21 protein-coding genes and 1 pseudogene are annotated in these 24,911 nt (G+C 67.9%); 17 read left to right on the top strand and 5 right to left on the bottom strand.

From position 1 onward, the window contains the following. Position 1: 1 nt before the first annotated feature. The 6 genes from ACFPAH_RS07435 (at position 2) to corA (ending at position 6,071) form a co-directional block, all read left to right on the top strand. Positions 2-2,044 (top strand): ribonuclease catalytic domain-containing protein, encoded by a 2,043-nt coding sequence (locus ACFPAH_RS07435; RefSeq protein ID WP_379742895.1) that lies wholly within the window; start codon positions 2-4, stop codon positions 2,042-2,044. Beyond that, positions 2,041-2,340 (top strand): hypothetical protein, encoded by a 300-nt coding sequence (locus ACFPAH_RS07430; protein ID WP_379742892.1) that lies wholly within the window; start codon positions 2,041-2,043, stop codon positions 2,338-2,340. The genes ACFPAH_RS07435 and ACFPAH_RS07430 overlap by 4 nt, the downstream gene beginning before the upstream one ends. 235 nt (positions 2,341-2,575) lie before the next feature. Next, a complete protein-coding gene (locus ACFPAH_RS07425; RefSeq protein WP_379743038.1) occupies positions 2,576-3,427 on the top strand; it encodes an energy transducer TonB family protein in 852 nt (283 codons plus the stop codon). After that, a complete protein-coding gene (gene aroE / locus ACFPAH_RS07420) occupies positions 3,424-4,242 on the top strand; it encodes a shikimate dehydrogenase (protein ID WP_379742890.1) in 819 nt (272 codons plus the stop codon). The genes ACFPAH_RS07425 and aroE overlap by 4 nt, the downstream gene beginning before the upstream one ends. An 11-nt stretch (positions 4,243-4,253) precedes the next feature. Beyond that, on the top strand, positions 4,254-4,979 hold the full coding sequence (gene mtgA / locus ACFPAH_RS07415) for a monofunctional biosynthetic peptidoglycan transglycosylase (protein ID WP_379742887.1): 726 nt from the start codon (positions 4,254-4,256) through the stop codon (positions 4,977-4,979). 120 nt (positions 4,980-5,099) lie between these two features. Then, on the top strand, positions 5,100-6,071 hold the full coding sequence (gene corA, locus ACFPAH_RS07410) for a magnesium/cobalt transporter CorA (RefSeq protein WP_379742884.1): 972 nt from the start codon (positions 5,100-5,102) through the stop codon (positions 6,069-6,071). Between the two features lie 100 nt (positions 6,072-6,171). Here the strand turns inward: corA and ACFPAH_RS07405 are convergent, their stop codons facing one another. From ACFPAH_RS07405 to thiD, 4 genes are all read right to left on the bottom strand, one after another. Beyond that, entirely contained in the window at positions 6,172-6,675 is a 504-nt protein-coding gene (locus ACFPAH_RS07405) for a hypothetical protein (RefSeq protein WP_379742881.1), read from the bottom strand. Continuing rightward, positions 6,644-7,444: a glycoside hydrolase family 19 protein gene (locus tag ACFPAH_RS07400; protein WP_379742878.1), complete on the bottom strand. Its 801-nt coding sequence runs from the start codon at positions 7,442-7,444 to the stop codon at positions 6,644-6,646. Before ACFPAH_RS07400 ends, ACFPAH_RS07405 begins: the two co-directional genes overlap by 32 nt. A 94-nt stretch (positions 7,445-7,538) precedes the next feature. Continuing rightward, the gene (hemL, locus tag ACFPAH_RS07395) at positions 7,539-8,837 is read right to left on the bottom strand and encodes a glutamate-1-semialdehyde 2,1-aminomutase (RefSeq protein WP_379742875.1); all 1,299 of its coding nucleotides are present in this window, start codon (positions 8,835-8,837) and stop codon (positions 7,539-7,541) included. A 19-nt stretch (positions 8,838-8,856) separates the two neighbouring features. Continuing rightward, on the bottom strand, positions 8,857-9,639 hold the full coding sequence (thiD, locus tag ACFPAH_RS07390) for a bifunctional hydroxymethylpyrimidine kinase/phosphomethylpyrimidine kinase (protein WP_379742872.1): 783 nt from the start codon (positions 9,637-9,639) through the stop codon (positions 8,857-8,859). Between the two features lie 133 nt (positions 9,640-9,772). On the opposite strand from thiD, the gene ACFPAH_RS07385 reads away from it, so the two are divergent. The 6 genes from ACFPAH_RS07385 (at position 9,773) to ACFPAH_RS07360 (ending at position 19,251) form a co-directional block, all read left to right on the top strand. Next, positions 9,773-9,925 carry a rubredoxin gene (locus tag ACFPAH_RS07385; RefSeq protein WP_136221333.1) on the top strand — a complete coding sequence of 51 codons (153 nt, stop codon included), beginning with the start codon at positions 9,773-9,775 and terminating at the stop codon, positions 9,923-9,925. A gap of 245 nt (positions 9,926-10,170) precedes the next feature. Next, entirely contained in the window at positions 10,171-10,566 is a 396-nt protein-coding gene (locus ACFPAH_RS07380; protein ID WP_379742869.1) for a response regulator, read from the top strand. A 22-nt stretch (positions 10,567-10,588) separates the two neighbouring features. Then, positions 10,589-10,957, top strand: a complete 369-nt coding sequence (locus tag ACFPAH_RS07375) for a response regulator transcription factor (RefSeq protein ID WP_379742866.1) — start codon at positions 10,589-10,591, stop codon at positions 10,955-10,957. Beyond that, the gene (locus tag ACFPAH_RS07370; protein WP_379742863.1) at positions 10,957-11,514 is read left to right on the top strand and encodes a chemotaxis protein CheW; all 558 of its coding nucleotides are present in this window, start codon (positions 10,957-10,959) and stop codon (positions 11,512-11,514) included. The genes ACFPAH_RS07375 and ACFPAH_RS07370 overlap by 1 nt, the downstream gene beginning before the upstream one ends. A gap of 22 nt (positions 11,515-11,536) precedes the next feature. After that, complete coding sequence (locus ACFPAH_RS07365) at positions 11,537-13,873, top strand: methyl-accepting chemotaxis protein (protein ID WP_379742860.1); 2,337 nt, start codon at positions 11,537-11,539, stop codon at positions 13,871-13,873. Between the two features lie 20 nt (positions 13,874-13,893). After that, the gene (locus tag ACFPAH_RS07360) at positions 13,894-19,251 is read left to right on the top strand and encodes an Hpt domain-containing protein (RefSeq protein WP_379742857.1); all 5,358 of its coding nucleotides are present in this window, start codon (positions 13,894-13,896) and stop codon (positions 19,249-19,251) included. Positions 19,252-19,357: 106 nt separating this feature from the next. Here ACFPAH_RS07360 and ACFPAH_RS07355 read toward each other — a convergent pair whose 3' ends face one another. Continuing rightward, on the bottom strand, positions 19,358-20,821 hold the full coding sequence (locus ACFPAH_RS07355) for a cryptochrome/photolyase family protein (RefSeq protein ID WP_379742854.1): 1,464 nt from the start codon (positions 20,819-20,821) through the stop codon (positions 19,358-19,360). Positions 20,822-21,094: 273 nt separating this feature from the next. Between ACFPAH_RS07355 and ACFPAH_RS07350 the strand changes: the two genes are divergently transcribed. The 5 genes and pseudogenes from ACFPAH_RS07350 to ACFPAH_RS07330 all read left to right on the top strand — a co-directional run bounded on the left by ACFPAH_RS07350 (position 21,095) and on the right by ACFPAH_RS07330 (position 24,883). After that, positions 21,095-21,715, top strand: a complete 621-nt coding sequence (locus ACFPAH_RS07350; protein WP_379743035.1) for a YqgE/AlgH family protein — start codon at positions 21,095-21,097, stop codon at positions 21,713-21,715. Between the two features lie 2 nt (positions 21,716-21,717). Next, entirely contained in the window at positions 21,718-22,110 is a 393-nt protein-coding gene (ruvX, locus tag ACFPAH_RS07345) for a Holliday junction resolvase RuvX (protein ID WP_379742851.1), read from the top strand. After that, positions 22,097-22,627, top strand: coding sequence for a bifunctional pyr operon transcriptional regulator/uracil phosphoribosyltransferase PyrR (pyrR, locus tag ACFPAH_RS07340; protein ID WP_379742848.1), 531 nt, complete (start codon positions 22,097-22,099; stop codon positions 22,625-22,627). The genes ruvX and pyrR overlap by 14 nt, the downstream gene beginning before the upstream one ends. Next, positions 22,617-23,585, top strand: a pseudogene (locus ACFPAH_RS07335) (aspartate carbamoyltransferase catalytic subunit); the annotation flags it as partial. The gene pyrR and the pseudogene ACFPAH_RS07335, both read left to right, overlap by 11 nt. Next, on the top strand, positions 23,582-24,883 hold the full coding sequence (locus ACFPAH_RS07330) for a dihydroorotase (RefSeq protein WP_379742845.1): 1,302 nt from the start codon (positions 23,582-23,584) through the stop codon (positions 24,881-24,883). The pseudogene ACFPAH_RS07335 and the gene ACFPAH_RS07330, both read left to right, overlap by 4 nt. Positions 24,884-24,911 lie beyond the last annotated feature (28 nt).

Genomic DNA, 24,911 nt, shown 5'->3' with positions numbered 1-24,911 from the left:
GATGAATCTATTTTTTGAAGAATCGGGCGACTTCAAGGTCGGCACGGTGCTGTCGACGGCCGGCGAGGCCTTCCATGTGGAACTGTCGAGCGGCAAGCGCACCAAGGTCAAGACCAAGGATGTCCTGCTCCAGTTCGAGAAACCGGAACCCGAGGCCCTGCTCGAGGCGGCCAAGGGCATTGCGGCCGAGGTCGACCTCGACTTCCTGTGGGAAGTCGCCGGCCAGGAAGAATTCGGCTTTGCCGAACTGGGCGCCGAATACTTCGGCCACGCGCCGCTGCCGGCCGAGGCCGCCGGCCTGGTGCTGGCGCTGCACAATGCGCCGATCTATTTCTATAAAAAGGGGCGCGGGCGCTACAAGGCCGCGCCCGAGCAGTCGCTGCGCGCCGCCCAGGCCGGCATCGAAAAGAAAAAGCAGCAGGCACTGGTGCAGGCCGGCTATGTCGAGCAGCTGAAGGCCGGCACGCTGCCCGAATCGATGCAGCCCATCGTCGCCCAGCTGCTGTTCAAGCCGGACAAGAACACGATCGAATACAAGGCCCTGGAGGCGGCCGCCAACGAACTGCAGACCACCGCGCCGCGCCTGATGCTGGCAACCAAGGGCATCGCATCGCCCAAGGACCTGCACATGGGCCGCTTCCTGTTCGAGCACTTCCCGCGCGGTTCCGGTTTCCCGCAGGTCGAGGTGCCGAAGGCGCCGACGGCGCTGCCGCTGGCGAAGGTCGCGGCCTTCTCGATCGACGACGTCACCACCACCGAAATCGACGACGCCTTCTCGGTCGAGCATCTCGACGATGGCAGCGTGCGCGTCGGCATCCACATCGCCGCGCCGGGCCTGGCGATCCGGCCGGACGACGCCATCGACAAGATCGCGCGCAGCCGCATGTCGACCGTGTACATGCCGGGCGATAAGATCACGATGCTGCCGGACGAGGTGGTGAACGCGTTTACGCTGGCCGAGGGCACGACCTGCCCGGCGCTGTCGCTGTACGCGACGCTCAATCCCGGCGACTGGTCGCTGATCTCGACCACGACGCGCGCCGAGCTGGTGCCGATCCAGAGCAACCTGCGCCTGAACGACCTGGACGAACTGGTCGACGAGGCGGCCCTGGAAAGCGGCGCCGGCGATTATCCGCACAAGGCGGAACTGGGCCTGTTGTGGAAGTGGGCGCTGCAGCTGGAAGCGGCGCGCATGGTCAAGCGCGAAGCCTTTGGCCTGAAGCCCGAGCAGGGCAACCGGGTCGACTTCAATTTCTATGTCGAGGACGACGTGGTGTCGATCGTGCGCCGCAAGCGCGGCGCGCCGCTCGACAAGATCGTCGCCGAGCTGATGATTTTCGCGAACAGCACCTGGGGCAAGCTGCTGCACGACTCGGGCGTGCCGGGCATCTACCGTTCGCAAGGCGCCGGCAGCGGCGCCGGCTGGGCAGCCAAGATGCAGGTGCGCATGGTGACCCACGCGGCGCCGCACCAGGGCCTGGGCGTCGACCAGTATGCCTGGAGCACCTCGCCGCTGCGCCGGTATACCGATTTGGTCAACCAGTGGCAGATCCTCGCCTGCGCCGAGCATGGCGTGACCGCGCCGCTGGTGGCGCCGTTCAAGCCGCGCGACGCGACCCTGTTCTCGATCGTCTCGGCTTTTGACGCCGCGTATGCGGCCTACAACGAGCACCAGCAGACCATGGAGCGCTACTGGTGCCTGCGCTGGCTGGGACAGGAGCAGGTCAGGCAGGCCGACGCCGTCGTGCTCAAGGACGACCTGCTGCGCCTGACCGACGTGCCGCTGGTGACCCGCCTGCCGGGCATGCCGCAGGTGGCACGCGGCGCCCAGGTGCGCCTCGACATCGTGCGCTGGGACGAAGTCGACCTCTCGCTCGAAGCGCGCCTGCTGGAAGTGGCGGCGGCACCGAGCGAGGAGCTGGCCTTCGACGAGGAAGAGGGCGAGGTGGGCGACACCGGGGAAGCGGCAGTCGAGGAAGTGGTGGAGGCCGAAGGCATCGTGGCGGCCGTGAGCACGGACGCGCCGGCGCAGGACGACGCATGATCATGGCGCGGCCGGCAAGCGGTCCGGGGACCGGCAACAGGAGCCGCTCGCTGCGCGCCCTGGTGCTGGTCACGGCCGCGCTCGTCCTGGCCTATTGGGGCATCTTCGGCTGGATGGTGTATCGCTCGCCGCTGCCCTACGATGCGATCGACCTCGATCATGACGGTTCGGTGAGCTTCACCGAGGCCGATTACGCCTCCTCGTTCGGCATGCGCACCATCTACCGCCAGGGAGAAAAATGCGTCGAGTATTTTGCCGAGAAGGATGGGGCAGCCTTGAAACTCGTTTGTCCGTAGGGTGTGGCCGGGCCGCGCAGGCCCCGCCCACCGTTACGTGCATATCCTTTTGCTAACGGCGTTCGCCATAAGCACGCGCAGCAGCGGTGGGCGGAGCCCACCCCACGAGACACCACCGTTGCCGTAGCGCCACCAACCTCCCGCCGGGCCGTTTCGCACGGTAGAATGGTTGGATTCCCAGATTCAACAGCCGCTAGCCCTCCGCGTGAAGTATTCCCGAGAAAACCGCCCCTTGATGATTGCCCTGGCCGCTTCGGTGGCGGCGCACGCGCTCCTGCTCGCCGTGCGCTTCGCGGCGCCGGAGGCGTTCCGGCTGGAACCGGCCGATCCGGGCCTGGAAGTCATCCTCGTCAACGCCAAGCACAGCAAGGCACCGGCCAAGGCGGAGGCGCTGGCCCAGGCCAACCTGGAAGGCGGCGGCAGTGCCGAGGCGGGCCGTTCCAAGTCTCCGCTGCCGGACCTGCGCAAGATCGAGAACGGCGACAGCATCAAGGCCCTGCAAAAGCGCATCGTCGAACTCGAGCAGCTGCAGCAGAACGTGCTGACGCGCGTCCAGAAGTCCGCCTACACGGCGGCCCCGGTCACCGACAAGGACAAGCCCGATCCGTCCCGCACCGGCATGGACGAGGTCGACACCACGCGCCAGATCGCGCGCATGACGGCCGAGATCACGCAGACCATCGAAGACCAGAACAAGCGCCCCAAGCGCACCCACATTTCGCCCAGCACGCGCCAGGTCGGCTACGCCCTGTATTACAAGGCGATGCAAAAGCAGGTCGAAGAAGTCGGCACGCTGAACTTCCCCCAGCAAAACGGCAAGAAGCTGTACGGCGAACTGGTGGTGTCGATTCCGGTCTTCCAGGACGGCACCCTGTACCAGAAGGAGGGCGGTCCGCGCATCGAGCGCAGTTCCGGCAACCCGGCGCTCGACAAGGCGGCGCTCGACATCGTGCGGCGCGCCGCGCCCTTCGGCGCCTTTCCCCAGAATATGCGCAGCGTCGGCAAGGACGACCTGTGGATCGTGATCACCCGCTTTACCTTTACCCGCGAAGAAAAGGTCAAGGCCGACTTGCAGGAGCAGGCATGAATCCGACCAGCGTCGATCGCTATTGCGTGATCGGCAACCCGATCGCGCACAGCAAGTCGCCCCAGATCCACGCCGCGTTTGCCGCCCAGCTTGGGCAGCAGCTGCGCTATGAACGCTGCCTGGCGCCGCTCGACGGCTTCGCCGCCACCGTGCGTAGCCTGGTAGCCCAGGGTTACAAGGGCGCCAACGTCACGGTGCCGTTCAAGATCGAGGCGGCCCACTTGGCCACGCGCCTGACCGAGCGCGCGCGCGCCGCCGGCGCCGTCAACACCCTCAGTTTCATCGATGACGCGATCGTCGGCGACAACACCGACGGCCCCGGCCTGGTGGCCGACATCGTGCGCAACGCCGGCGTCGCGCTGGCGCATCGGCGCATCCTGCTGCTGGGGGCCGGCGGCGCCGCGCGCGGCGTCATGCTGCCCTTCCTGCTGGAGCGCCCGGCATCGATCCTGGTGGCGAACCGGACATTGGCCACGGCCGAGGCGCTGGCGGCGCAGTTCGGCGGGCATGCCGTGCCCGTGGCCGCCTGCGGTTTTGGCGACATCGAGGGACCCTACGACATCGTCGTGAACGCCACTTCGAGCAGCCTGTCGGCCCAGATGCCGCCGGTGCCGGCCTCGGCTTTTGCCGAAGGCACGCTGGCGCTGGACATGATGTACGGCAGCGAGCCGACACCCTTCATGGTGTTTGCGGCCGCGCAGGGCGCCGTCACGCGCGACGGGCTCGGCATGCTGGTCGAACAGGCGGCCGAAGCCTTCGCCGTCTGGCGCGGCGTGCGGCCCGACACCGCCGAGGTTTTCAATCAGCTGCGCTAAAAAAAATAAACATGGCAAAACGAAGTAATGCAAAGGGCGGGTCCGCCGGTGGCCGGCGCTGGATCAAGTGGATCTTCCTGGGGCCGCTCCTCGCCGTCTTCCTGCTCCAGTTGTATTTCTTTGTCCAGGTATGCTGGTTCGTCTGGTTCAATCCCAGTTCGACCAGTTTCATGCGCCAGCAATTATCGGAGCTGCGCGAAAAGAACCCGAGAGCCGAGCTCAAGCACCAGTGGGTGCCTTACGAGCGCATCTCGAACCATTTGAAGCGCGCGGTGGTCGCTTCCGAGGATGCCAATTTCACCGATCACCCGGGCATCGACCTCGATGCGCTCGAGCGTGCCTACGAGCGCAACAACCGCAAGCACAAGGTGGTCGGCGGCGGCTCCACCATCACCCAGCAGCTGGCGAAGAACCTGTTCCTGTCCGGCTCGCGCAGCTACCTGCGCAAGGCCCAGGAGATGGTGATCGCCTTCATGCTCGAGTCCGTCATGAGCAAGCGCCGCATCCTCGAGGTCTACCTGAACGTCGTCGAATTCGGGCGCGGCGTGTTCGGCGCCGAGGCGGCGGCGCGCTATTATTTCCGCACCCCGGCGGCCAACCTGGCACCGGCGCAGGCGGCGCGCCTGGCGGTGATGCTGCCCAATCCGCGCTACTACGACCGCAACCGCAGCACGAACTACCTGGTCAAGCGCACCAATTTGATCCAGCGCCGCATGCACGCCGCCGAATTACCGTAAGCCGATCCAGGAAAACGCCGGAAAATGGCGCTCTGCCGGGCAAAACTGCCGTTTCGGGGTGGCCGGGCTCGGGCCTAACAGGTACACTTGCGACAGTTTTGATTCCGGCCGAGAAAGCGCATGATCAACGTATTTGTCCTACAAAATGGCCGACTCAACCAGGTGCCCATCGCGTCGCGCGCGGACCTGGAGAATGTCACGCCTGTCTGGGTCGATCTGACCGATCCGGATGACGACGAACGCGCGTGGGTCAAGACGATTTATGGCGTGACCCTGCCGGGTGAAGACGAGGTGTCGGACATCGAAGCCTCGGCCCGTTACTACGAGGCCGAGAACGGCGACCTGCACCTGCGCACCGACTTCCTGCTCGAGGAAGAGGACGGGCCGTCGCGGGTGGTCACGGTGGCCTTCATCTTGTCGGGCAAGATGCTGTTCTCGGTCCACAACGACGATTTACCCGTGTTCCGCCTGGTGCGCATGCGCGCCCGTTCGCGCCCCGGTTCGATCGCCGACTACATGGACGTGCTGCTCGACCTGTACGCGACCGACGCCGAGTATTCGGCGGACGCCCTCGAGGGTATCTACGAGAGCCTGGAAGAGGTCAGCGCGCGCGTGCTGCAGAAGGAATTCACCGACCAGGACGCGGCCGCGGCCCTGAACGCGATCGCCCACGAGGAAGACTTGAACGGCCGCATCCGCCGCAACATGATGGATACGCGGCGCGCGGTCAGCTTCCTGATGCGCGGGCGCTTGCTGAACTCGGAGCAGTTCGACGAGGCGCGCCAGATCCTGCGCGACATCGAATCGCTCGACGGCCACACCTCCTTCCTGTTCGACAAGGTCAACTTCCTGATGGACGCCACCGTCGGCTTCATCAACATTAACCAGAACAAGATCATCAAGATCTTCTCGGTGGCCTCGGCCGCCGTCCTGCCGCCGACCCTGATCGCCAGCATCTACGGCATGAACTTCCAGAAGTTCCCGGAGCTGACCTGGGACTATGGCTACCCGTTCGCGCTCGGGCTGATGATCGCCAGCGCGATCGCGCCGCTGTGGTATTTCAGGAAACGGGGCTGGCTCAAGCTGGCGTGAGCTTGTGGGCGCTCGGCCGGCGCCAACATGATGCAAACGTTCGCGTGGGCGAAGCCCACCCTACGGAACAAAATTTCATTTTGGTGACAAGTGTGAAATTTTATTTCACGGCGACGGCACTCAAGGGCTCCCTGAAACCTTCGCCGCCATCCTCGCAGCGCAGCCGGCTCAGCACCTTGCCGCGGCGCGACACGATGATGCCGTCTTCGAACTCCGGCGTGGCGCCGTCCGCGCCGCGCCCGACCCGGCTGTAGACGGTATAGGTATAGGCCCCGCGCCGGAAGGCGACCGTGGTTTCGCCACCGCCGATCAGCGGCGCCGACTTGACCGTGAACGCGGCACTGGCCTGGCGGCCCGGCTCCGGATAGCGCAGTTCCAGCGCGTCCGGCTTGCCGAAGCGGTAGCTCAGCATGCCCCGGTCGCCCGGCGGGCGGCACAGCGATACCATCTTGTTGCCCACATGGCAGGCGAACACCACCGGCTCGCCGGCCGCGCACAGCGATTCGGCGTGCGCGGGGGCCGATGCCAGGGCGCCGCTCCACGCCGCGCCGCACAGGGTGGCGAGGGCCAGTCTAGATACCCAATGCTTTCTTGATTCTCGCAAGGCGCGCTCCGCGGTCGTTCAGTCCATTGAGGCCGCCGTTGACGGCCCGGGTCACGCCCTCGAGGTCGTCAAGATCGGCAAGCGTATTGACTGTACGCGCATCCCAGTAATAGAAAGCCGATTCGATGGCGTATTTGAGTTCGCTCAGCAGCAGGTCGGGGTCGGCGACGAAATCGCGCGGGTCGCTGCCGTTTCTGGCGTTGTGCGCTTCGGTGAAGTCGGCGTAATTGGCCTTGCCGGTCAGCTGCACCAGGCCGCGCCCGCGGTAGCGGTAGCCGTCTCCGGAGGCTTCGTCGCCGTTGCCCAGCCGGTTGGCGTACACGTAGGCGAGCAGGCGCTGCGGATTGCCGGCGTAGGTGTGGGGTTCGAGCCAGAGCTTGGGGCGCAGGCGCGCCGGCTGCCCGTCCGGACCCAGCCTGCAATCGTCGGTGCTGCGGTCGTACTGGGCGGGGCCGCCGCGGCAGCCGAAGATTTCGTGCATGCGCGGCACGCTGTAACTGCCGTTTTCTTCGCTCGCCCGAAAGCTGCTCTCGTGCCCGATCTGGGCCAGGAAATGGGCCAGGCGCAGCGGCGTGTTCACCTCGTAGCGGCGCGCGTAGTCGTTCAGGGCATCGACGATGTCGGCGTAATAACTGTCGGGATTGGCGCCGTCTGCCGCCCGCAGCAATGCCACCGTGACGCCGGCGGCGCCGGCCTGGGGCAGCGCTTGCTGCGAGCGTGGCACCCGCGAACGGGGCGCGCCGGGAGGGGATCGTCGTAGTCGTGCCATGGTCGAGTCCAGCCAGGGGTGGACCCATGATGGCACAAGCGGGGGCCCGCGCCGCGCGCGCGACAGCGCCCCGTTTGCTCTACCTTAAACCTGCTCAGGCGATGCGGGCAAAGACTTTCCGCGCCGCTGCAATCGTTTCCTCGATGACCGCGTCGTCATGCGCGATCGACACGAAGCCGGCCTCGAACATGGCCGGCGCGAAATACACGCCCTCGTCCAGCATGCCGTGGAAGAAGGCATTGAAGCGGTTCTTGTCGCCCGCCATCATCTGGCCGTAGGTCGACGGCACCTGGTCGTTGAAATAAAAGCCGAACATGCCGCCGACCGAGTCGCCGCAGAAGGGGATGCCCGCTTCCGTGGCCGCTGCCGTCAAGCCGGCGACCAGCTTTTCGCCCTGGGCCGTGAGGCGCTCGTAGAAGCCCGGTTCCTGCACCAGTTTCAGGGTGGTCATGCCGGCGGCGACGGCGACCGGGTTGCCCGACAGGGTGCCGGCCTGGTAGACCGGGCCGATCGGCGCCATCTTCTGCATCAGTTCGCGCTTGCCGCCGAAGGCCGCGACCGGCAGGCCGCCGCCGATGACCTTGCCCAGGGCCGTCAGGTCCGGGGTAATGCCATACATCTCCTGGGCGCCGCCGAGGCCGACGCGGAAGCCGCACATGACTTCGTCGAAGATCAGCACGGCGCCGTGCGCGGTGCACAGTTCGCGCATGCGCGTCAAAAACTCCGGCGTGGCGCGGATCAGGTTCATGTTGCCGGCGACGGGTTCGACGATCACGCAGGCGATGCTGTCGCCCATCGAGGCAAACGCGTCTTCCAGCGCGGGCACGTTGTTGTAGTCGAGCACCAGCGTGTGCTTCACGAAATCTTCCGGCACGCCGGCCGAGGTCGGGTTGCCGAAGGTGAGCAGGCCGGAACCGGCCTTCACCAGCAGCGAATCGGCGTGGCCGTGGTAGCAGCCTTCGAACTTGACGATCTTGTCGCGGCCGGTCGCCCCGCGCGCCAGGCGCAGCGCGCTCATGGTCGCCTCGGTGCCGGAGGAGACCAGGCGCACCTGCTCGATCGAGGGTACCAGCTTGCACAGTTCTTCGGCGATCTCGATTTCGCCTTCGGTCGGCGCGCCGAAGGACAGGCCGTTCGCGGCCGCGTCCTGCACCGCCTTGATCACTTTCGGATGGGCGTGGCCGACGATGGCCGGGCCCCAGGAACCGATGTAGTCGATGTAGCGCTTGCCGTCCGCATCCCAGAAATACGGGCCTTCGGCGCGGGTGATGAAGCGCGGCGTGCCGCCCACCGAGCGGAAGGCGCGCACCGGCGAATTGACGCCGCCGGGCGTGGTTTCCTGGGCGCGGGCAAACAGGGTCTCGTTGCGGGAAGTGCTGTGTTCGGTCGTCATCGGGAGAGTGTCTTTCTTGTTACCCGCCCGTCGAGGGCAGGTTCTTGTAAAAACGGTTGGGAACGAGCTTGCCCATGCCGAAACGCTGGGCGTGCAACAGGGCGCCGTAGGTGTATTCCTGGGCGGCGCGCAAGGCCTCGGCGGCATCCATGCCGCGCGCCATGCAGGCGGCCAGCGCGCCCGACAGCGTGCAGCCGGCGCCGACAAAGGGGCCCGGCAGGTGCTGCCAGTCGAAACTGGTCATGCCGCCGTCGCGGTCGAACAGGGCGTTGGCACGGTTGTTGCCGCTGCCCGCGGTGCAGGTGACGAGCACGTACTGGCAGCCGCGCGCGGTCAGTTCGCCGACGTCGGCTTCCAGGCTGCTTTCGGTACCAGGCTCGCGCCAGAGTTCTGCCATTCTCCCCAGTTCCGACTGCGACAGCTGCAGCACGGTCGCCTGTGGCGCGAGGATCTGGCGGATCGAGGCGACCACGTCTTCGTCGGACATGCCGGAGTCGGGCAGGGCGGAGAGGAAGGGATCGACGATCAGCGGCACTTCGGCATAGTCGGAGACGATCTCGGCGATCGCCGCGGCCTGCTCGATGCTGGCGATGGCGCCGATCTTGACGGCCGCGATCGGCATGTCTTCGAGCACGACGCGCGCCTGGTCGGCCATGACGCCGGTGTCGACTTCCTGCCATTCCTCCACGCGCGCGCTGTCGGCCACGAGCAGCGCGGTGGTCACCGACAGGGCGTGGCAGCCGAAGGCGGCGAAGGTGGCAATGTCGGCGCCGACACCCAGGGCACCGACCGGGTCGGACACCCCGAATGTGAGAATCAGTGGAGACGGTTGGTTTTGCACGACGGGTAGATTAAGATACCTGATTCCGCATTTTACTAGATCGAAGGAACCAAACGTGAGTAATGAAACGACCGCAATCGCCTACCAGACCTGGATGTGCCTGATCTGCGGATGGGTCTACGATGAAGAAGCGGGTGCACCGGACGACGGTATCGCCCCGGGCACGCGCTGGGCCGACGTGCCGATGAACTGGACCTGTCCGGAATGTGGCGCCCGCAAGGACGATTTTGAGATGACCGCTATTTGATAGACCGAAGTCGCGGCAGCCGAGCTGCTGCGATACGTAGGGTGTGGGCGGAGCCTGCGCGGCCCGGCCACACCCCACGATTCATTGTCAATCACGCAAGTCCGTTATCAAATCCACCCCGCCTGTTGTCAGCGTTTTCACCCTTTTTCCCCGCTCGTTTGCGCTTAGTTGATACTAAGCAACACTTTCCGCACAAGCCATTTTCCCTGTGCTATCTTGGCGAACCATGCTGAAGTGAAACGAAAATGACGACATCGCAGCAAGCACCCGATCTCACCGTCATGGTGGTCGACGACAGCAACACGATACGCCGCTCGGCTGAGATTTTCCTCACCCAGGCCGGCTACCGCGTGGTGCTGGCCGAGGACGGCTTCGACGCGCTGGCCAAGATCAACGACCATCACCCGGCGCTGGTGTTCTGCGACATCCTCATGCCGCGGCTCGACGGTTACCAGACCTGCGCCCTGATCAAGAAGAGCGCGCGTTTCCACGCGACGCCGGTCGTGATGCTGTCGTCGAAGGACGGCCTGTTCGACCGCGCGCGCGGCGCGATGGTCGGCTCGAGCGCCTATCTCACCAAGCCATTTTCAAAAGACACCCTGCTGGCGGCCGTCCGCGAGCATACGGCCGCCAAGGCCTGATTAACCGAATTGCGGAGCCCACGTGGCCATACACAAGATCCTGATCGTCGACGACTCGCCGACCGAACGCTACTACCTGACCGACATCCTGGTGAAGAACGGCTTTTCCGTTTCCACCGCCGATAACGGCGAGGACGCGCTGCTCAAGATGCGCGCCGAGCGCCCCGAACTGATCCTGATGGACGTCGTCATGCCCGGCGCGAACGGCTTCCAGGTGACCCGTTCGATTGCGCGCGACCCGGAACTGTCGACGGTCCCGGTGATCATCTGCAGCAGCAAGAACCAGGAAACCGACCGTATCTGGGGCATGCGCCAGGGCGCCAAGGATTATTTCGTCAAGCCGGTCGATCCGGCCCAGCTACTGGCGCGCATCGCCGCCCTCGGCGCCTGATGAACGCCGGCGTCGACCGTTTCGACCAGCGCGACCTGGCGCCGCAGGCCGCGCGCCGCACCCGCCTGCGCGACTACCAGGCCCAGCTCCTGGCGCGCATGCAGGCCGCGCAGAACGGCGCCGCCGACACCGGCCACCAGCTGGGCGTGGTGATCGGCAGCGAGCGCTACCTGCTGGCCCTGACCGAAGCCGGCGAAATCGTGCCCCAGGCCGGCCTGGCCGGCGTGCCGCGCACCCAGCCCTGGTACCTGGGGCTGGCCAATGTGCGCGGCAGCCTGCTGGGCGTGATCGACCTGGCGCGCTACTTCGATGCCGGCGCCAGCGCGGCCGGTCCCGAGGCGCGCCTGGTGTCGCTGGCGCCGCGCCTGGGCGTCAATTGCGCGCTGCTGGTCACGCGCGTGGTCGGCCTGCGCCGGGCGGCGGCCATGACGCCCGAAGGGGAACGCATGCGCGACGCCGAGGGCCAGGCATGGACGCCGCTGTCGCTGGCGGCGCTGGTGCGGGAAGAACGCTTCCTGCACGTCGCACTCGATCCAGTTAACTACACCAATAACTAAAAACCGCAGGACAGGAGCCGGAATGGGAATCGCGTCGAAGATGAGTCTGGATTTTCTCTCGAAAGGCAAGACGGAGGACGATACCGTGCTGGCGTCGCCCGATACCCGCTTCGGTCCCGGCCTGCTCGCCATGCCGGACGGCGCCGGGCGGCCAGCCGCGGCCGAGGCCCCGTCTGCCCCATCGACGCTCGGCGCCGGTTCGGCCGAGGAAGCCATGCTACGCCTCGGGAACCTGCTGCGCCGGCGCGCCCCGGCCGCCGCCGAGGAAGCGGAAGAAGACAATCTCAGCCTGCCCCTGATCGGCCACCTGTCGCTGCCGCGCCAGCTGCGCATCCTGCTGGTCGCCTTCGGCGCCGGCATCCTCCTGACCATCCTCGGGATGTGGCAGAACGCCGCCGTGAACGCCCGGGTGGCGGCCCAGGTCCAGGTCGCGGGCGACCTGCTGATGCACTCGCAGCGGGTCGGCAAGGCGGCGCCGAACGCGCTGGCCGGCAGCGCCGATTCCTTCACCCAGCTGGCCGAGAGCCGTGTCGAGGTCAACCGCGACCTGCAGCTGCTGGCCAAGGGCGGCGAGCTGGGCGGCATTACGGTGCCGGCCGCGAGCGGGCGCCAGAACGCGCTGCTGGGGCGGGTGCGCGCCACCTGGTCCGCCTCCGACCAGGGCGCGGCCAACATCCTCAAAATGCAGCCGGCGCTGACCGCCTTCGACAAGAGCGTGCGCCAGCTCGATTCGCTGGCCTCGGAAATGCTGGTGCTGACCGAAGACCTGATGACGCAGAACGTGGAGCGCGGCGCCAGCGCGCGCGAACTGGCCGCCATCGGCCGCATGATGATGCTGACCCAGCGCCTGGCGCGCGGCGCCAACAGTTTCTTCGCCATCGGCGTGCCGCGCGACGACGCCGCCGTGCGCATCGGCGCCGACAGCGCCGCCTTCGAGCATGCGCTGGAAGCCCTGCTGCTTGGGAACGCCGCGCGCCAGAACGAGGACCTGCGCGCCAAGCTGGGCCAGGTGCAGGTGCGCTTCGATGCCTTCCGCAAGGATTTCGCGCCCTTCCTCGACAATCCGGTCGCCTATTCGACGGCGCGCGCCGCCGCGCGCACCATCCACCGCGACAACGAAGTGGTCAAGAAGGAAGTGGCCGCGCTGCAGGGCAGCTACCGCGAGCAGCAGGACTCGCAGAGCGCCTGGTTCTGGCTGCTGGTGGTGGCCTCGATCTTCACGCTGGCCACGGCCGGCTCGATCAGCCGCGTCATGCTGCAGGACTCGCGCAACCGCACCCGCGGCGCCGACACCCGCCGCCGCGAGGCGGAAGCGCAGCGCCAGCTGGCCCAGGCCAAGGAAGAAGAGGCCAAGGCCACCAACGACCAGAACCAGGCCGCGATCCTGCGCCTGATGAACGAACTGCAGGAAGTGGCGGACGGCGACCTGACCGTGCACGCCACCGTGTCGGAAGACATCACCGGCGCGATCGCCGACTCGGTCAACTACACGGTCGAGGAACTGCGCGGGCTGGTGCTGCGCGTGACCAACACCGCCGAACAGGTGACGCTGGCCTCGAACGAAGCGCAACTGACCTCCAGCACCCTGCTCGGCGCGACCGAGCAGCAGTCGCGCGAGATCGAGGAAGCCTCGTCGACCGTGCTGCGCATGGCCGGCGAGATCACCGACGTGTCGAAGTCGGCCAACGAATCGGCCGACGTCGCGCGCCAGTCGGTGGCCGCGGCCGAGCAGGGTGCCACGGCCGTGCAGAACGCGATCCTCGGCATGCACGAGATCCGCGAGCAGATCCAGGAAACCTCGAAGCGCATCAAGCGCCTCGGCGAATCCTCGCAGGAGATCGGCGAGATCACCGAACTCATTTCCGACATTACCGAGCAGACCAACGTGCTGGCGCTGAACGCGGCGATCCAGGCCGCGTCGGCCGGCGAAGCGGGGCGCGGCTTCTCGGTCGTGGCCGAGGAAGTGCAGCGCCTGGCCGAACGCTCCGGCGACGCGGCCAAGCAGATCGGCGCGCTCGTGCGCACCATCCAGACCGATACCCACGACGCCGCCGCCGCGATGGAAAAATCGACCCAGGGCGTGGTCGAGGGAGCCCGCCTGTCGGACGCCGCCGGCGCGGCGCTGGCCGACATCTCGCGCGTCTCGAACCGCCTGGCCGAGCTGATCCAGGGAATTTCGTTCGCGACCAGCCTGCAGGCGACCTCGGCCAACGGCGTGGCCCATAACATGCAGCACATCCTGTCGGTGACCGAGCATACCCAGGCCGGCACCCGCCAGACCGCCGAATCGATCCACCAGCTGGCCGAGCTGGCGCAGGAACTGAAAAACTCGGTGTCGCGCTTCCGCGTCGCCGCTTGAGCCCTATCGAACCAGAGACCATGACTTCTTCTCCGCAGGCGAGCGCTTTCGATAGCGGCGCTTTTCATACCGGCGCTTTCGATACCGGACCCTTGTCGTGGGTGATCGGCGAGATCCGCGGCGCGTTTGAGCGTTCCGGCAGCGCCCTGGGCGACGCCGCCACGCGCTCGGCCGAAGCCCAGCCAACCTTGCTGCTGCACGCGAAGACCCACCTGCACCAGGCGCACGGCGCACTGCAGATGGTCGACGTCGATGGGGTGGGGCTGCTCACCGCCGCCGCCGAGCGCGCGCTCGACGCCTTCAAGGACCGCAGCCTGGCCTGCACGCCGGAGCACGCGACGACCGTGCGCGAGGCCTACGGGGCGATCGTCGAATACCTCGACGAGCTGATGGCCGGCGCGCATGCGCGGCCGGCGCGTCCGCAGCCGGTGCGCCTGTTCCCCTACTATCGGGCGCTGCAGGAACTGCTCGGCGCCGAACGCATCCACCCCGCGGACCTGCTCGCCGTCGACACCGGCAGCACGCTCGAGCTGCCTGCTGCGCCGGATGCGCCTGCCCCCGATTACGCCGGCTGCCGCGCGCGTTTCGAAAAGGCGCTGCTGCCCTACCTGAAAAGTCCCGACGCCGGCACCCAGCGCGCGAACGCCCACGCGCTGTTCGAGGCCATCGCCCCGCTCGCCGATGCGCGGCTCGATGCGCGCGAGCGCACCTTCTGGCGCGCCCTGCGCAGCGTCGCGCGCCTGGTGGCGGATGGGGCGCTGGCGGGCGACCTGTACGTCAAGCAGCTGTTCGGCCAGGTGAACCTGCAGCTGCGCCGCCTGTCGCAAGGCCAGGACGGCTTGCCCGAGGCGATGCTGCGCGACGCGCTGTTCTTCGTCGCCGCCGCACCCGCGGCGGAAGGGGAGGCGGCCGCGCTGCGCCAGGCCTTCCGCCTGCACGACGCGGTGCCGCTCGATTATGCCGAACGCCGTTACGGCAAGGTCGACCCGGCCGCGCTGCGCGACGCCAAGGAGGCGCTGGCGCGCGCCGCATCCGGCTGGGACCAGCTCGCGCTGCACCCCGACGCCGCGCGCGAAGCCGACTTCCATCAGGCGCTGGCCGGCCTGGCCGAAGCCGGCGCCCGGCTCGGCGCGCCGGCGCTGGCGCAGCTCTTGCGCGACCTGGCGCAGGCCGCTGCCGATGCGGGCCCGGCGCGCCGCAAGGAGGGCTTCGGCCTGGAGATGGCCGGCGCGCTGCTGTTCGCCGAACAGGGCCTGGACCAGGTGCGCCAGCTGCCTCCCGATTTCGAGGAACACGCGCAGGCGCTCGGACGGCGCCTGCTGGCAGTGGCCGCCGGCGACACGCCGCCGGAGGCGCCGCCATGGCAGAACGAGCTGACGCGCCAGGTCCAGCAGGGGCAGACGGTGGCCGTGCTGGCCGGCGAGATCAAGTCGGGCCTGCGCCAGGTCGAAAAACTGCTCGACGAATACTACGACGCGCCGCTGGCACAGCGCGGCGCACTCGAGCGCGCGGCACCGCTGCTGCACCAGGTGCAAGGCGCCCTGAGCATCCTCGACCAGGACGAGGCGGCGCGCGCCGCGCAGCACGTGCGCGCATCGGTGCAGGAACTGGCCGAAGGCGACGGTGACGTCCAGGCCCAGGCCGCGACGCTGCACAACATCGCCCGCAACATCGGCGCGCTGGGCTTCTTTACCGACATGCTGGCGCAAGACAACGCGGGCGCAAGGAGCCGCTTCGCCTTCGACAGCCAAGCCGGCCTGCTGCTCGAACTGAGCTACGAGCAGGCGGCGCAGGCACAGCGTCCGGCGCCGGTCCAGGAACCTGCGCCGGCGCCCGCACTGGTACCTGGGCCTGAACCCGACGCGGCCGCCGATGCCGAACTGCTGGAGATTTTCATTCTCGAGGCCGAGGAAGTGCTGGGCACCGTGGCCGCGACGCTGCCGCTGCTGGTCCAGGACCCGGCTGCCCAGGATGCGCTGACGACGGTGCGGCGCGCCTTCCACACGCTCAAGGGCAGTGCGCGGATGGTCGAGCTCGAGGCCTTCGCGGCGGCCGCCGCGGCACTCGAGCGCACCCTGAACTTGTGGCTGGCCGACGGCCGCGCCGCTACTGCCGACCTGCTGGCCCTGATCGAGCACGCCCATGCGCAACTGGCGCCGTGGGTGGCCGAGCTGGCGCAGGCCGGGGCATCGAGCCGCGACGGCGCCGGACTGATCGCTGCTGCCGAGCGGGTACAGGCGGGCGGCAGCGTGGCCGCGCAATCGGGTACGGACGTCGAGCAGGCGCCGCAAGCCGAAGCCGAAACCGAAACCCCGGCGGCGAACAACGTGTTCACGCTGCCGGCGGCGACGCGGCCGGTGGCGCCGCCCGACGACGGCATGCGCCGGGTCGGCACGCTCGACATTCCGCTCGCGCTGTACAACATCTACGTGGCCGAGACCGACGAGCTGCTGCGCCTGCTCGAGCGCGACTTCGGCGAGTGGCGCCACGAAGCGGGGCGCCCGGTCAGCGACGAGGCCTTGACGGCGGTGCATACCCTGGCCGGCACCTCGGCCACGGTCGGCTTCGCCGCATTGCGCGACCTGGCCTGCAGCCTCGAAGCCACGCTCGGGATGCTGGCCGCGCCGGCGCCGGTGCTGCAGCCCGGCCAGCACGACGTGCTCGACGCGGTGCTGGCGACGGTGCGCCAGATGCTGGCCGCGTTTGCGCGCGGCGAACTGGCGCCGGTCCAGCAGGAGAGCCTGGAGCAGCTCGACGCCCTGCGCGCGGCGCTGGGCGCGCAGCAGGCGGCGGCAGCCTATGGCGACGCCGAGCCCGCCCTGGCGCAGGAACTGGACGCCTTGTTCGCCCAGGCTTACGACAGCCTGGTCGCCGACCCGCCCGCCGCCGCCATGGCGGCGGCGCCGGTCCGCGATGCGGACACCAGGCCGGCCGCGGCCGCCGACGAGCTGTTCGGACTGGATTTCGACGACCTGTTCGACGCGCCTTCGCTGGCGCCCGCGGCGCCGCTGGAGGAGCCGCAGGTCGAGCCGGAGCCGATACCGGAGCCGGAACTGGAGCCGGAACAGGAGCCAGAACCGGAGCCGGAACCGGAGCCGGAACCGGAGCCGGAACCGGCGCCGCCCGCCACCGAGCGTCCCGTCGCCTTGCCGGCCGCGCCGGTGCTGGCCCTGGAGCCGGTGCCGCACGACGAACTCGATCCCGACCTGCTGCCGGTCTTCCTCGAGGAAGCGGCCGACCTGCTGCCGCAGATCGGCAATGGCCTGCGCCAGTGGCAGCAAGACCCGCTCGACACCACGCCGGCCCAGGGCTTGTTGCGTACCTTGCACACCGTCAAGGGCAGCGCGCGCATGGCCGGCGCGATGCGCATCGGCCAGCACACCCACGAACTCGAAACGCAAGTCGAGAACATGGTCCACGCCGGCACCACCGCGCCGGCCGCCTTCGACGAGCTGATGGCCAATTACGACCAGGCGTTGGCGCTGTTCGAACAGCTGGTGCAGCCGGCGCAGGCCGCCGCCGATGTGGTGCAAGGCGAGCCGCCCGCCATCGAACCGGCGCTGGCACCCGAAGCGCGCACGCCGCTGGTGCGCGTGCGCGCCGACATCCTCGACCGCCTGGTGACCCAGGCCGGCGAAGTGTCGATCACGCGCTCGCGGCTCGAGAACCAGATGGGCGTGCTCAAGACCTCGCTGTCGGATTTTTCGGATCACCTGAACCGCCTGCGCCGCCAGCTGCGCGAAGTCGAGATGCAGGCCGAGTCGCAGATCGCCTCGCGCATGTCGATCGCCGGCGAGCGCGAATTCGACCCGCTCGAATTCGACCGGTTTACGCGCCTGCAGGAACTGACGCGCATGATGGCCGAGAGCGTCAACGACGTCGCCTCCTTCCACGAGTCGCTGTCGCGCACGGTCGACGGCGCCGGCGAGGAACTGGCCGCGCAGTCGCGCATGACGCGCGACCTGCAGCGCGACCTGATGCGGGTGCGCATGGTGCCCTTCGCCAGCCTGTCCGAGCGCCTGTTCCGGGTCGCGCGCCAGACCGCGAAGGAAACCGACAAGCGCGTCAACCTCGACATTCGCGGCGGGGCGGTCGAAATCGACCGCAGCGTGCTGGAACAGATGGCCGCGCCCTTCGAACACCTGCTGCGCAACGCCATCGTGCACGGCATCGAGCCGCGCGCCGTCCGGCTCGGCGCCGCCAAGCCCGAGACCGGCGAATTGCTGGTGCAGGTCAGCCAGCAGGGCAACGAGGTGGTGCTGCAGTTCAGCGACGACGGTGCCGGCCTCGACCTCGAGCGCATCCGCGCCAAGGCGCGCCAACTGGGCCTGGTCGGCGCCGGGGCAGACTTGCCGGATGCCGAGGCAGCCGAACTGATCTTCACGCCGGGCTTCTCGACGGCCGACGCGCTGACCGAGCTGGCCGGGCGCGGCGTCGGCATGGACGTCGTGCGATCCGAGGCGCAGTCGCTCGGCGGGCAGGTGTCGATCGCCACCGAGGCGGGCAAGGGCGTGCGTTTTACCATCCGCCTGCCGCTGACGCTGGCCGTCGCCCAGGTGGTGCTGGTGGCCAGCAGCGGCAAGACCTATGCATTGCCCTCGACCCTGGTCGAGCAGGTGGTGCAGGTGCGCGAAGCGGAGCTGGTCGCCGCCAGCGCTGCCGGCGTGCTCGAGGTGGCAGGGCAGGTGCTGCCCTTCCACTACCTGCCGGCCTTGCTGGGCGAGGGCGAGGACTTCGAGCCAGGGCTGCGTTCGCGCCCGGTGATGGTGCTGCACAGCGCCGGCGAGCGCCTGGCGCTGCAGGTCGACGAGGTGCTGGGCAACCGCGAAGTCGTGATCAAGAACCTCGGCCCGCAACTGGCGCGCGTGCCCGGCATTGCCGGCGCGACCGTGCTGGGAACCGGCGACATCGTCCTGATCCTCAATCCGCTGGCGCTCGGCCGCCACGCCGGCAGCGCTGCGCCGGCTGCAGCGGCGGCCGCCGTTTCCCCGCCGCGGCCGACGGTGATGGTGGTCGACGATTCGCTGACGGTGCGCCGCGTGACCCAGCGCCTGCTCGAGCGCGAAGGCTATCGCGTCGCCCTGGCCAAGGACGGGGTCGATGCACTGGCGCAGCTGCCCGAGGTGCGGCCGGACCTGATGCTGGTCGATATCGAGATGCCGCGCATGGACGGTTTCGACCTGGTGCGCCACGTGCGCAACGATGCCGCCACCAGCGCGATCCCGATCATCATGATCACCTCGCGCACGGCGGACAAGCACCGCAACGTCGCGCTGGGGCTGGGCGTGAATGCGTATTTCGGCAAGCCCTACCAGGAGCCGGTGCTGCTGGGGGCGATCGCGGGGCTGTTGGGCCGCGAAGCGCCGGCAGCGCAATGATGACCGGTAGGGTGGGCGGCTTTGCCGCTCACGCGTTCAAGCGGCCTTGGCACTGCCGCGATATTTCAGGCACCTGTTGAACGCGTGAGCGGCGCAGCCGCCCACCCTACGTCGCACTGGCCTTGACCACCGCAAACCGCGCCAGCGTCGTTTGCCGCGCTTCCTCGTGATCCACGACCGGGCGCGGATAATTCTCTCCCAGCACCACCCCGCATGCCGCCAGTTCATCGGCCGGCACCAGCCACGGCGCATGAATATCGCGCCCATCGAGGGCCGCCAGTTGCGGTAGAAACCGGCGGATGAACTCTCCGCCCGCATCGAACTTCCGCGATTGCGTCACCGGATTGAAGATCCTGAACCAGGGCTGGGCGTCGCACCCGGTCGAGGCCGCCCACTGCCAGCCGCCGACGTTCGAGGCGAGCTCGTAGTCGTTGAGCTGGCGCGCGAAATAACGCTCGCCCCAGCGCCAGTCGATGCCGAGGTCCTTGACCAGGAAGCTGGCCGTGACCATGCGCAGCCGGTTGTGCATGAAGCCCGTCGTGTTCAGCTGCGCCATGGCGGCGTCCACCAGCGGATAGCCGGTGCGGCCCGCGCACCAGGCCGTGAACAGTTCGTCGGCGTCGGCGCCCGATTCCCACTCGACCGCATCGAAGGCCGGCTTGAAGGCGCGCGCGGCGGTATGCGGATGGTGGAACAGGATCATCGCGTAGAACTCGCGCCAGATCAGTTCCGACAACCACACCGGGGCGCCTTCCCCGCCGGCGCCGAGCGCCATCATCTGCTGCAGCGTGCGCACCAGGTGGCGCACCGAGGTGGTGCCGAAACGCAGGTGGATCGACAGCTGCGAGGTGGCGGCCAGCGCCGGAAAATCGCGCGCGCTGCCGTAGTCGGCCAGGCGCGGCAGGAAGGCTTCGAACAGCCTGGTCGCGCCCGACATGCCGGGCGGGGCGGGGAGGGGACCGTCGTCGAAGCCGATCTCGGCGAGCCGGGGAAGCGCCGCCTGCGGCGCCGGCGCCAGCGCGGCCGCGTAGGGTTCGACCATCCAGGGCGCGGCCGCCTCCGGCTGCGCGGCCAGACGCTTGAGCCAGGCATTTTTATAGGGCGTGAAGACGCTATATAAACCGCCGGCCAGCGTCATGACCTCGTTTTTCTCGAAGATGACGCTGTCCTTGAAATCGAGCAGCACGCGGCCCTCGAGCGCCAGGGCCCCCGCCACGGCCGCGTCGCGCTCGAGCGCATCCGGTTCGTAGTCGCCATTCACGTAGACGGCGCGGGCGCCGAGCTCGGCGGCCAGGCGCGGGATCAGCTCGCGTGCCGCGCCATGGCGGACCAGCAGCCCCCCGCCGAGCCGGCGCAGCTCCGCGTCCAGCTCGGCCAGGCAGGCATGGATGAAGCGTACCCGGCGGTCGTCGCGCGGCAGCTGCGACAGGATCTCGGTATCGAACACGAAGACGCAGTGCACCGCGCCGCCATCGGCAGCGGCATCGCGCAGTGCGTGATGCAGGGCGGCATGGTCGAAGGCGCGCAGGTCGCGCCGGAACCAGACCAGGGAATTGCTTATCGGAATCATTGTGTGTTCAGTCAACACGGCGGCCCATTTTACCGGCTACGATCCTCCAAGGTCACCTCAGATCGCGCGCGCAATGGCGCTACCGATGGCTCGTCGCGCGTTTCAGTGTAAACTAACGAAAAGCCTAATGTTGTAGTCTGGATACTAGTGGTCAAATACAGGGGTTCGAGACATCGTCGCCATCCGACCCGCAGCAGCTTGATCGGACCCCGCGAGAGCGAGCCAACAGAGAGTCAGCGTATGAAGAAGAGCAAAATCGGCAAAACTCTGCCCATGGCCGGCCTGCCGCAGCAAGGTGAAACGCTCGGCAATATTGGTCCGGCACCATCCGGGTTGAATTTAGCCAATCATTTCCTCATCGCTATGCCAACGATGGAAGATCCGATCTTCGGCGGCGCGGTGGTCTACGTCTGCGAGCACAACGAAAAAGGCGTGCTCGGCGTCGTCATCAACAAGCCCACCGACATGACGATGGAGGTGCTATTCGACCGCATCGACCTGAAGGTGGCCGACGGCCTGCGTCCGCACGTCGTGGACGAGCCGATCATGTTCGGCGGCCCGGTGCAGGACGACCGCGGCTTCGTGCTGCACAGCCCCAGCGGGCGCTACTCGTCCTCGCTCAACGTCACCGACGAAGTGGCCTTCACCACCTCGATCGACGTGCTCGAGGCCGTTGCCAGCGGCGCCGGCCCGGCGCGCATGCTGGTGTCGATCGGCTACGCCGGCTGGAGCCCGGGCCAGCTCGAGGAAGAACTCTCGCGCAACGGCTGGCTGACCGTGGGCGCCGACGCCCACGTGCTGTTCGACCTGCCGATCGAGGAGCGCTACAACGCCGCCATCAAACTGCTGGGCATCGACCCAATGATGCTCGCCACCGAGGCCGGCCATGCGTGACAATGGTTGATATTGTTTTTGGATTTGACTTCGGCATCAAGCGTATCGGCATCGCGATGGGCAATACGCTCACCGCGCAGGCACAGCCACTCACGGTGGTGAAGGCCATCGACAACGCCACCCGCTTCCAGACTATCGGCGAGCTGATCGAACAATGGCGCCCCGCGCGCCTGGTCGTCGGCGAGCCGCGCCATCCCGACGGCGCCGAGCACGACATGACGCTGCGCGCGCGCCGCTTCGCCAACCAGCTCCATGGCCGCTTCAACCTGCCGGTCGAGCTGGTCGACGAACGCTACTCGTCGGCCGTCATCCAGGCCAAGCGCGGCGAGATCATCGACGCCAAGGCCGCCGCCATTATTTTGCAACAGTACTTTGACGATCATGCCCACAACTAAACACGACCTCGATGCCGAGGCGCTCTACCGCGCCCTGCTCGAACAGGTACGCGCCGGCCTGGCCGACGTGCCCGACGCCGCCATCGTCGGCATCCATTCGGGCGGCGCCTGGCTGGCCGAACGGCTCGCCGGCGACCTCGACCTGAAGGCACGTCTCGGCTTCATCGACGTTTCCTTCTACCGCGACGACTATGCCAAGAAAGGCCTGCACCCGGACGTCAAGCCGACCCACATCGGCTTCAACGTCGACGGCGCCACGATCCTGCTGGTCGACGACGTGCTCTACACGGGACGCACCACGCGCGCGGCCATCAACGTGCTGTTCGACTATGGCCGCCCGGCCTGCATCAAGCTGGCCGCGCTGGCCGACCGCGGCGGGCGCGAACTGCCGGTGGCACCAGATTTCGTCGGCGTGCGCACCACCCTGGAGCCGCGCCAGCTGCTGTCGCTGGCGCGCGGCGCATCCGGACAACTCACGCTCACGATCGAAGAAGACAATGCCGATTCTGCACAATAACCCGCAACTGAACAAGAACGGCGAGCTGCAGCACCTGCTGACCATCGAAGGCCTGCCCAAGTCGATCATCCACCACATCCTCGACACCGCATCGAGCTTCGCCGGCATCTCCGACCGCGAAGTGAAGAAAGTGCCGCTGATGCGCGGTAAAAGCGTGTTCAACCTGTTCTTCGAGAACAGCACGCGCACCCGCACCACCTTCGAGATCGCGGCGAAGCGCCTGTCGGCCGACGTCATCAACCTGAACATCCAGGCCTCCTCGACCACCAAGGGCGAGTCGCTGCTCGACACGATCGACAACCTGGCGGCCATGCACGCCGACATGTTCGTGGTGCGCCACGCGCAGTCCGGCGCGCCCTATCTGATCGCCAAGCACCTCAACGAAAGCGGCCAGAAGGACATCCACGTCGTCAACGCCGGCGACGGGCGCCACGCGCACCCGACCCAGGGCCTGCTCGACATGTACACGATCCGCCACTTCAAGCAGGATTTCACCAACCTGCGCGTGGCCATCGTCGGCGACATCCTGCATAGCCGCGTGGCGCGCTCGGACATCCATGCGCTGACCACCCTGGGCGTGCCGGAAGTGCGCGCCATCGGCCCGCAGACGCTGCTCCCGAGCGGCCTCGAACACATGGGCGTGCGCGTCTTCAACAACATGGACGAAGGCCTGAAGGACGTCGACGTCATCATCATGCTGCGCCTGCAGAACGAGCGCATGTCGGGCGCGCTGCTGCCCTCGGCCCAGGAATACTTCAAGAGCTATGGCCTGACGCCCGAGCGCCTGGCGCTGGCGAAGCCGGACGCGATCGTGATGCACCCGGGGCCGATGAACCGCGGCGTCGAAATCGACTCGGCGGTGGCGGACGGCAAGCAGGCCGTGATCCTGCCGCAGGTGACCTTCGGGATTGCGGTACGCATGGCGGTAATGAGTATTTTGGCAGGGACGCACGGATGAAACTACATATCAAGAACGGGCGCCTGATCGACCCGGCAAACGGCATCGACGCCGTCACGGACCTGTTCATCGAGAACGGCAAGGTCGCATCGATCGGCGCCGCGCCGGCCGGTTTCGCGGCCGACAATACCCTCGACGCCACCGGGCTGGTGGTTGCGCCGGGCCTGGTCGACCTCTCGGCGCGCCTGCGCGAGCCGGGCTACGAATACAAGGCGACGCTGGAATCGGAAATGCAGGCGGCCGTGCGCGGCGGCGTGACGACGCTGGTGTGCCCGCCCGACACCGACCCGGTGCTGGACGAGCCGGGCCTGGTCGAGATGCTCAAGCACCGCGCGCGCAACCTGAACCTGGCCAACGTGCACCCGCTGGGCGCGCTGACGATGGGCCTGAAGGGCCAGGCGCTGACCGAGATGGCCGAGCTCACCGAGGCCGGCTGCGTCGGCTTCGCCCAGGCCGAGGTGCCGATCCTCGACACCAACGTCCTGCTGCGCGCGCTGCAGTACGCGAAAACCTTCGGCTACACCGTCTGGCTGCGCCCGCAGGACCCGCACATCGGGCGCGGCGGCGTGGCCCACAGCGGGCCGCTGGCATCGCGCCTGGGCCTGTCCGGGGTGCCGGTCATGGCCGAGACGATCGCGCTGCACACGATCTTCGAGCTGGTGCGTTCGACCGGCGCGCGCGTGCACCTGTGCCGCATCTCGTCCGCCGCCGGCCTGGAGCTGGTGCGCGCGGCGAAAAAGGAGGGCTTGCCGGTCAGCTGCGACGTCGGCGTGCACCACCTGCACATGACCGACGCCGACATCGGCTTCTTCGATTCGAACGCGCGCCTGACGCCGCCGCTGCGCAGCAGCCGCGACCGCGACGCGATCACTGCCGGCCTGCTCGACGGCACCATCGACGCCGTCTGCTCCGACCACACCCCGGTCGACGACGACGAAAAGCTGCTGCCGTTTGCCGAGGCCTCGCCGGGCGCGACCGGCCTCGAGCTGCTGCTGTCGCTGATGCTGAAATGGGTCGAAGGCCAGCATGCGGCCGACGCCCTGCCGCGCGCGCTGGCGAAGATCACCGTCGACGCGGCGCGCACCGCCGGCCTGCCGGTGGGGCAACTGGGCGCGGGCGCCGCGGCCGACGTCGTGCTGTTCGACCCCGACGTCCGCTGGCTCGTCGACGGCGCGGCGCTCGCCAGCCAGGGCAAGCACTCGCCCTTCCTCGGCTACGAGCTGACCGGGCAGGTCCAGGCCACGGTCGTCGGCGGGCGCATCGCATGGCAGCGCCCGGCGGCAGGCAAGCAAGGGTAAATAAAGGCGGGCGGCGAGCCGCATCCGG

This window comes from Massilia sp. GCM10023247 (assembly GCF_042653325.1).
Taxonomy (GTDB): Bacteria; Pseudomonadota; Gammaproteobacteria; order Burkholderiales; family Burkholderiaceae_D; genus Telluria.
This window is presented reverse-complemented; position numbering and strand designations above follow the sequence as displayed.

Coding starts and splice junctions, on each gene's coding strand:
- ACFPAH_RS07435 (WP_379742895.1), top strand. CDS start 2: ATGAATCTATTTTTTGAAGAATCGGGCGACTTCAAGGTCGGCACGGTG.
- ACFPAH_RS07430 (WP_379742892.1), top strand. CDS start 2,041: ATGATCATGGCGCGGCCGGCAAGCGGTCCGGGGACCGGCAACAGGAGC.
- ACFPAH_RS07425 (WP_379743038.1), top strand. CDS start 2,576: ATGATTGCCCTGGCCGCTTCGGTGGCGGCGCACGCGCTCCTGCTCGCC.
- aroE (WP_379742890.1), top strand. CDS start 3,424: ATGAATCCGACCAGCGTCGATCGCTATTGCGTGATCGGCAACCCGATC.
- mtgA (WP_379742887.1), top strand. CDS start 4,254: ATGGCAAAACGAAGTAATGCAAAGGGCGGGTCCGCCGGTGGCCGGCGC.
- corA (WP_379742884.1), top strand. CDS start 5,100: ATGATCAACGTATTTGTCCTACAAAATGGCCGACTCAACCAGGTGCCC.
- ACFPAH_RS07400 (WP_379742878.1), bottom strand. CDS start 7,444: ATGGCACGACTACGACGATCCCCTCCCGGCGCGCCCCGTTCGCGGGTG.
- hemL (WP_379742875.1), bottom strand. CDS start 8,837: ATGACGACCGAACACAGCACTTCCCGCAACGAGACCCTGTTTGCCCGC.
- ACFPAH_RS07385 (WP_136221333.1), top strand. CDS start 9,773: ATGTGCCTGATCTGCGGATGGGTCTACGATGAAGAAGCGGGTGCACCG.
- ACFPAH_RS07380 (WP_379742869.1), top strand. CDS start 10,171: ATGACGACATCGCAGCAAGCACCCGATCTCACCGTCATGGTGGTCGAC.
- ACFPAH_RS07370 (WP_379742863.1), top strand. CDS start 10,957: ATGAACGCCGGCGTCGACCGTTTCGACCAGCGCGACCTGGCGCCGCAG.
- ACFPAH_RS07365 (WP_379742860.1), top strand. CDS start 11,537: ATGGGAATCGCGTCGAAGATGAGTCTGGATTTTCTCTCGAAAGGCAAG.
- ACFPAH_RS07360 (WP_379742857.1), top strand. CDS start 13,894: ATGACTTCTTCTCCGCAGGCGAGCGCTTTCGATAGCGGCGCTTTTCAT.
- ACFPAH_RS07355 (WP_379742854.1), bottom strand. CDS start 20,821: ATGATTCCGATAAGCAATTCCCTGGTCTGGTTCCGGCGCGACCTGCGC.
- ACFPAH_RS07350 (WP_379743035.1), top strand. CDS start 21,095: ATGGCCGGCCTGCCGCAGCAAGGTGAAACGCTCGGCAATATTGGTCCG.
- ruvX (WP_379742851.1), top strand. CDS start 21,718: ATGGTTGATATTGTTTTTGGATTTGACTTCGGCATCAAGCGTATCGGC.
- pyrR (WP_379742848.1), top strand. CDS start 22,097: ATGCCCACAACTAAACACGACCTCGATGCCGAGGCGCTCTACCGCGCC.
- ACFPAH_RS07330 (WP_379742845.1), top strand. CDS start 23,582: ATGAAACTACATATCAAGAACGGGCGCCTGATCGACCCGGCAAACGGC.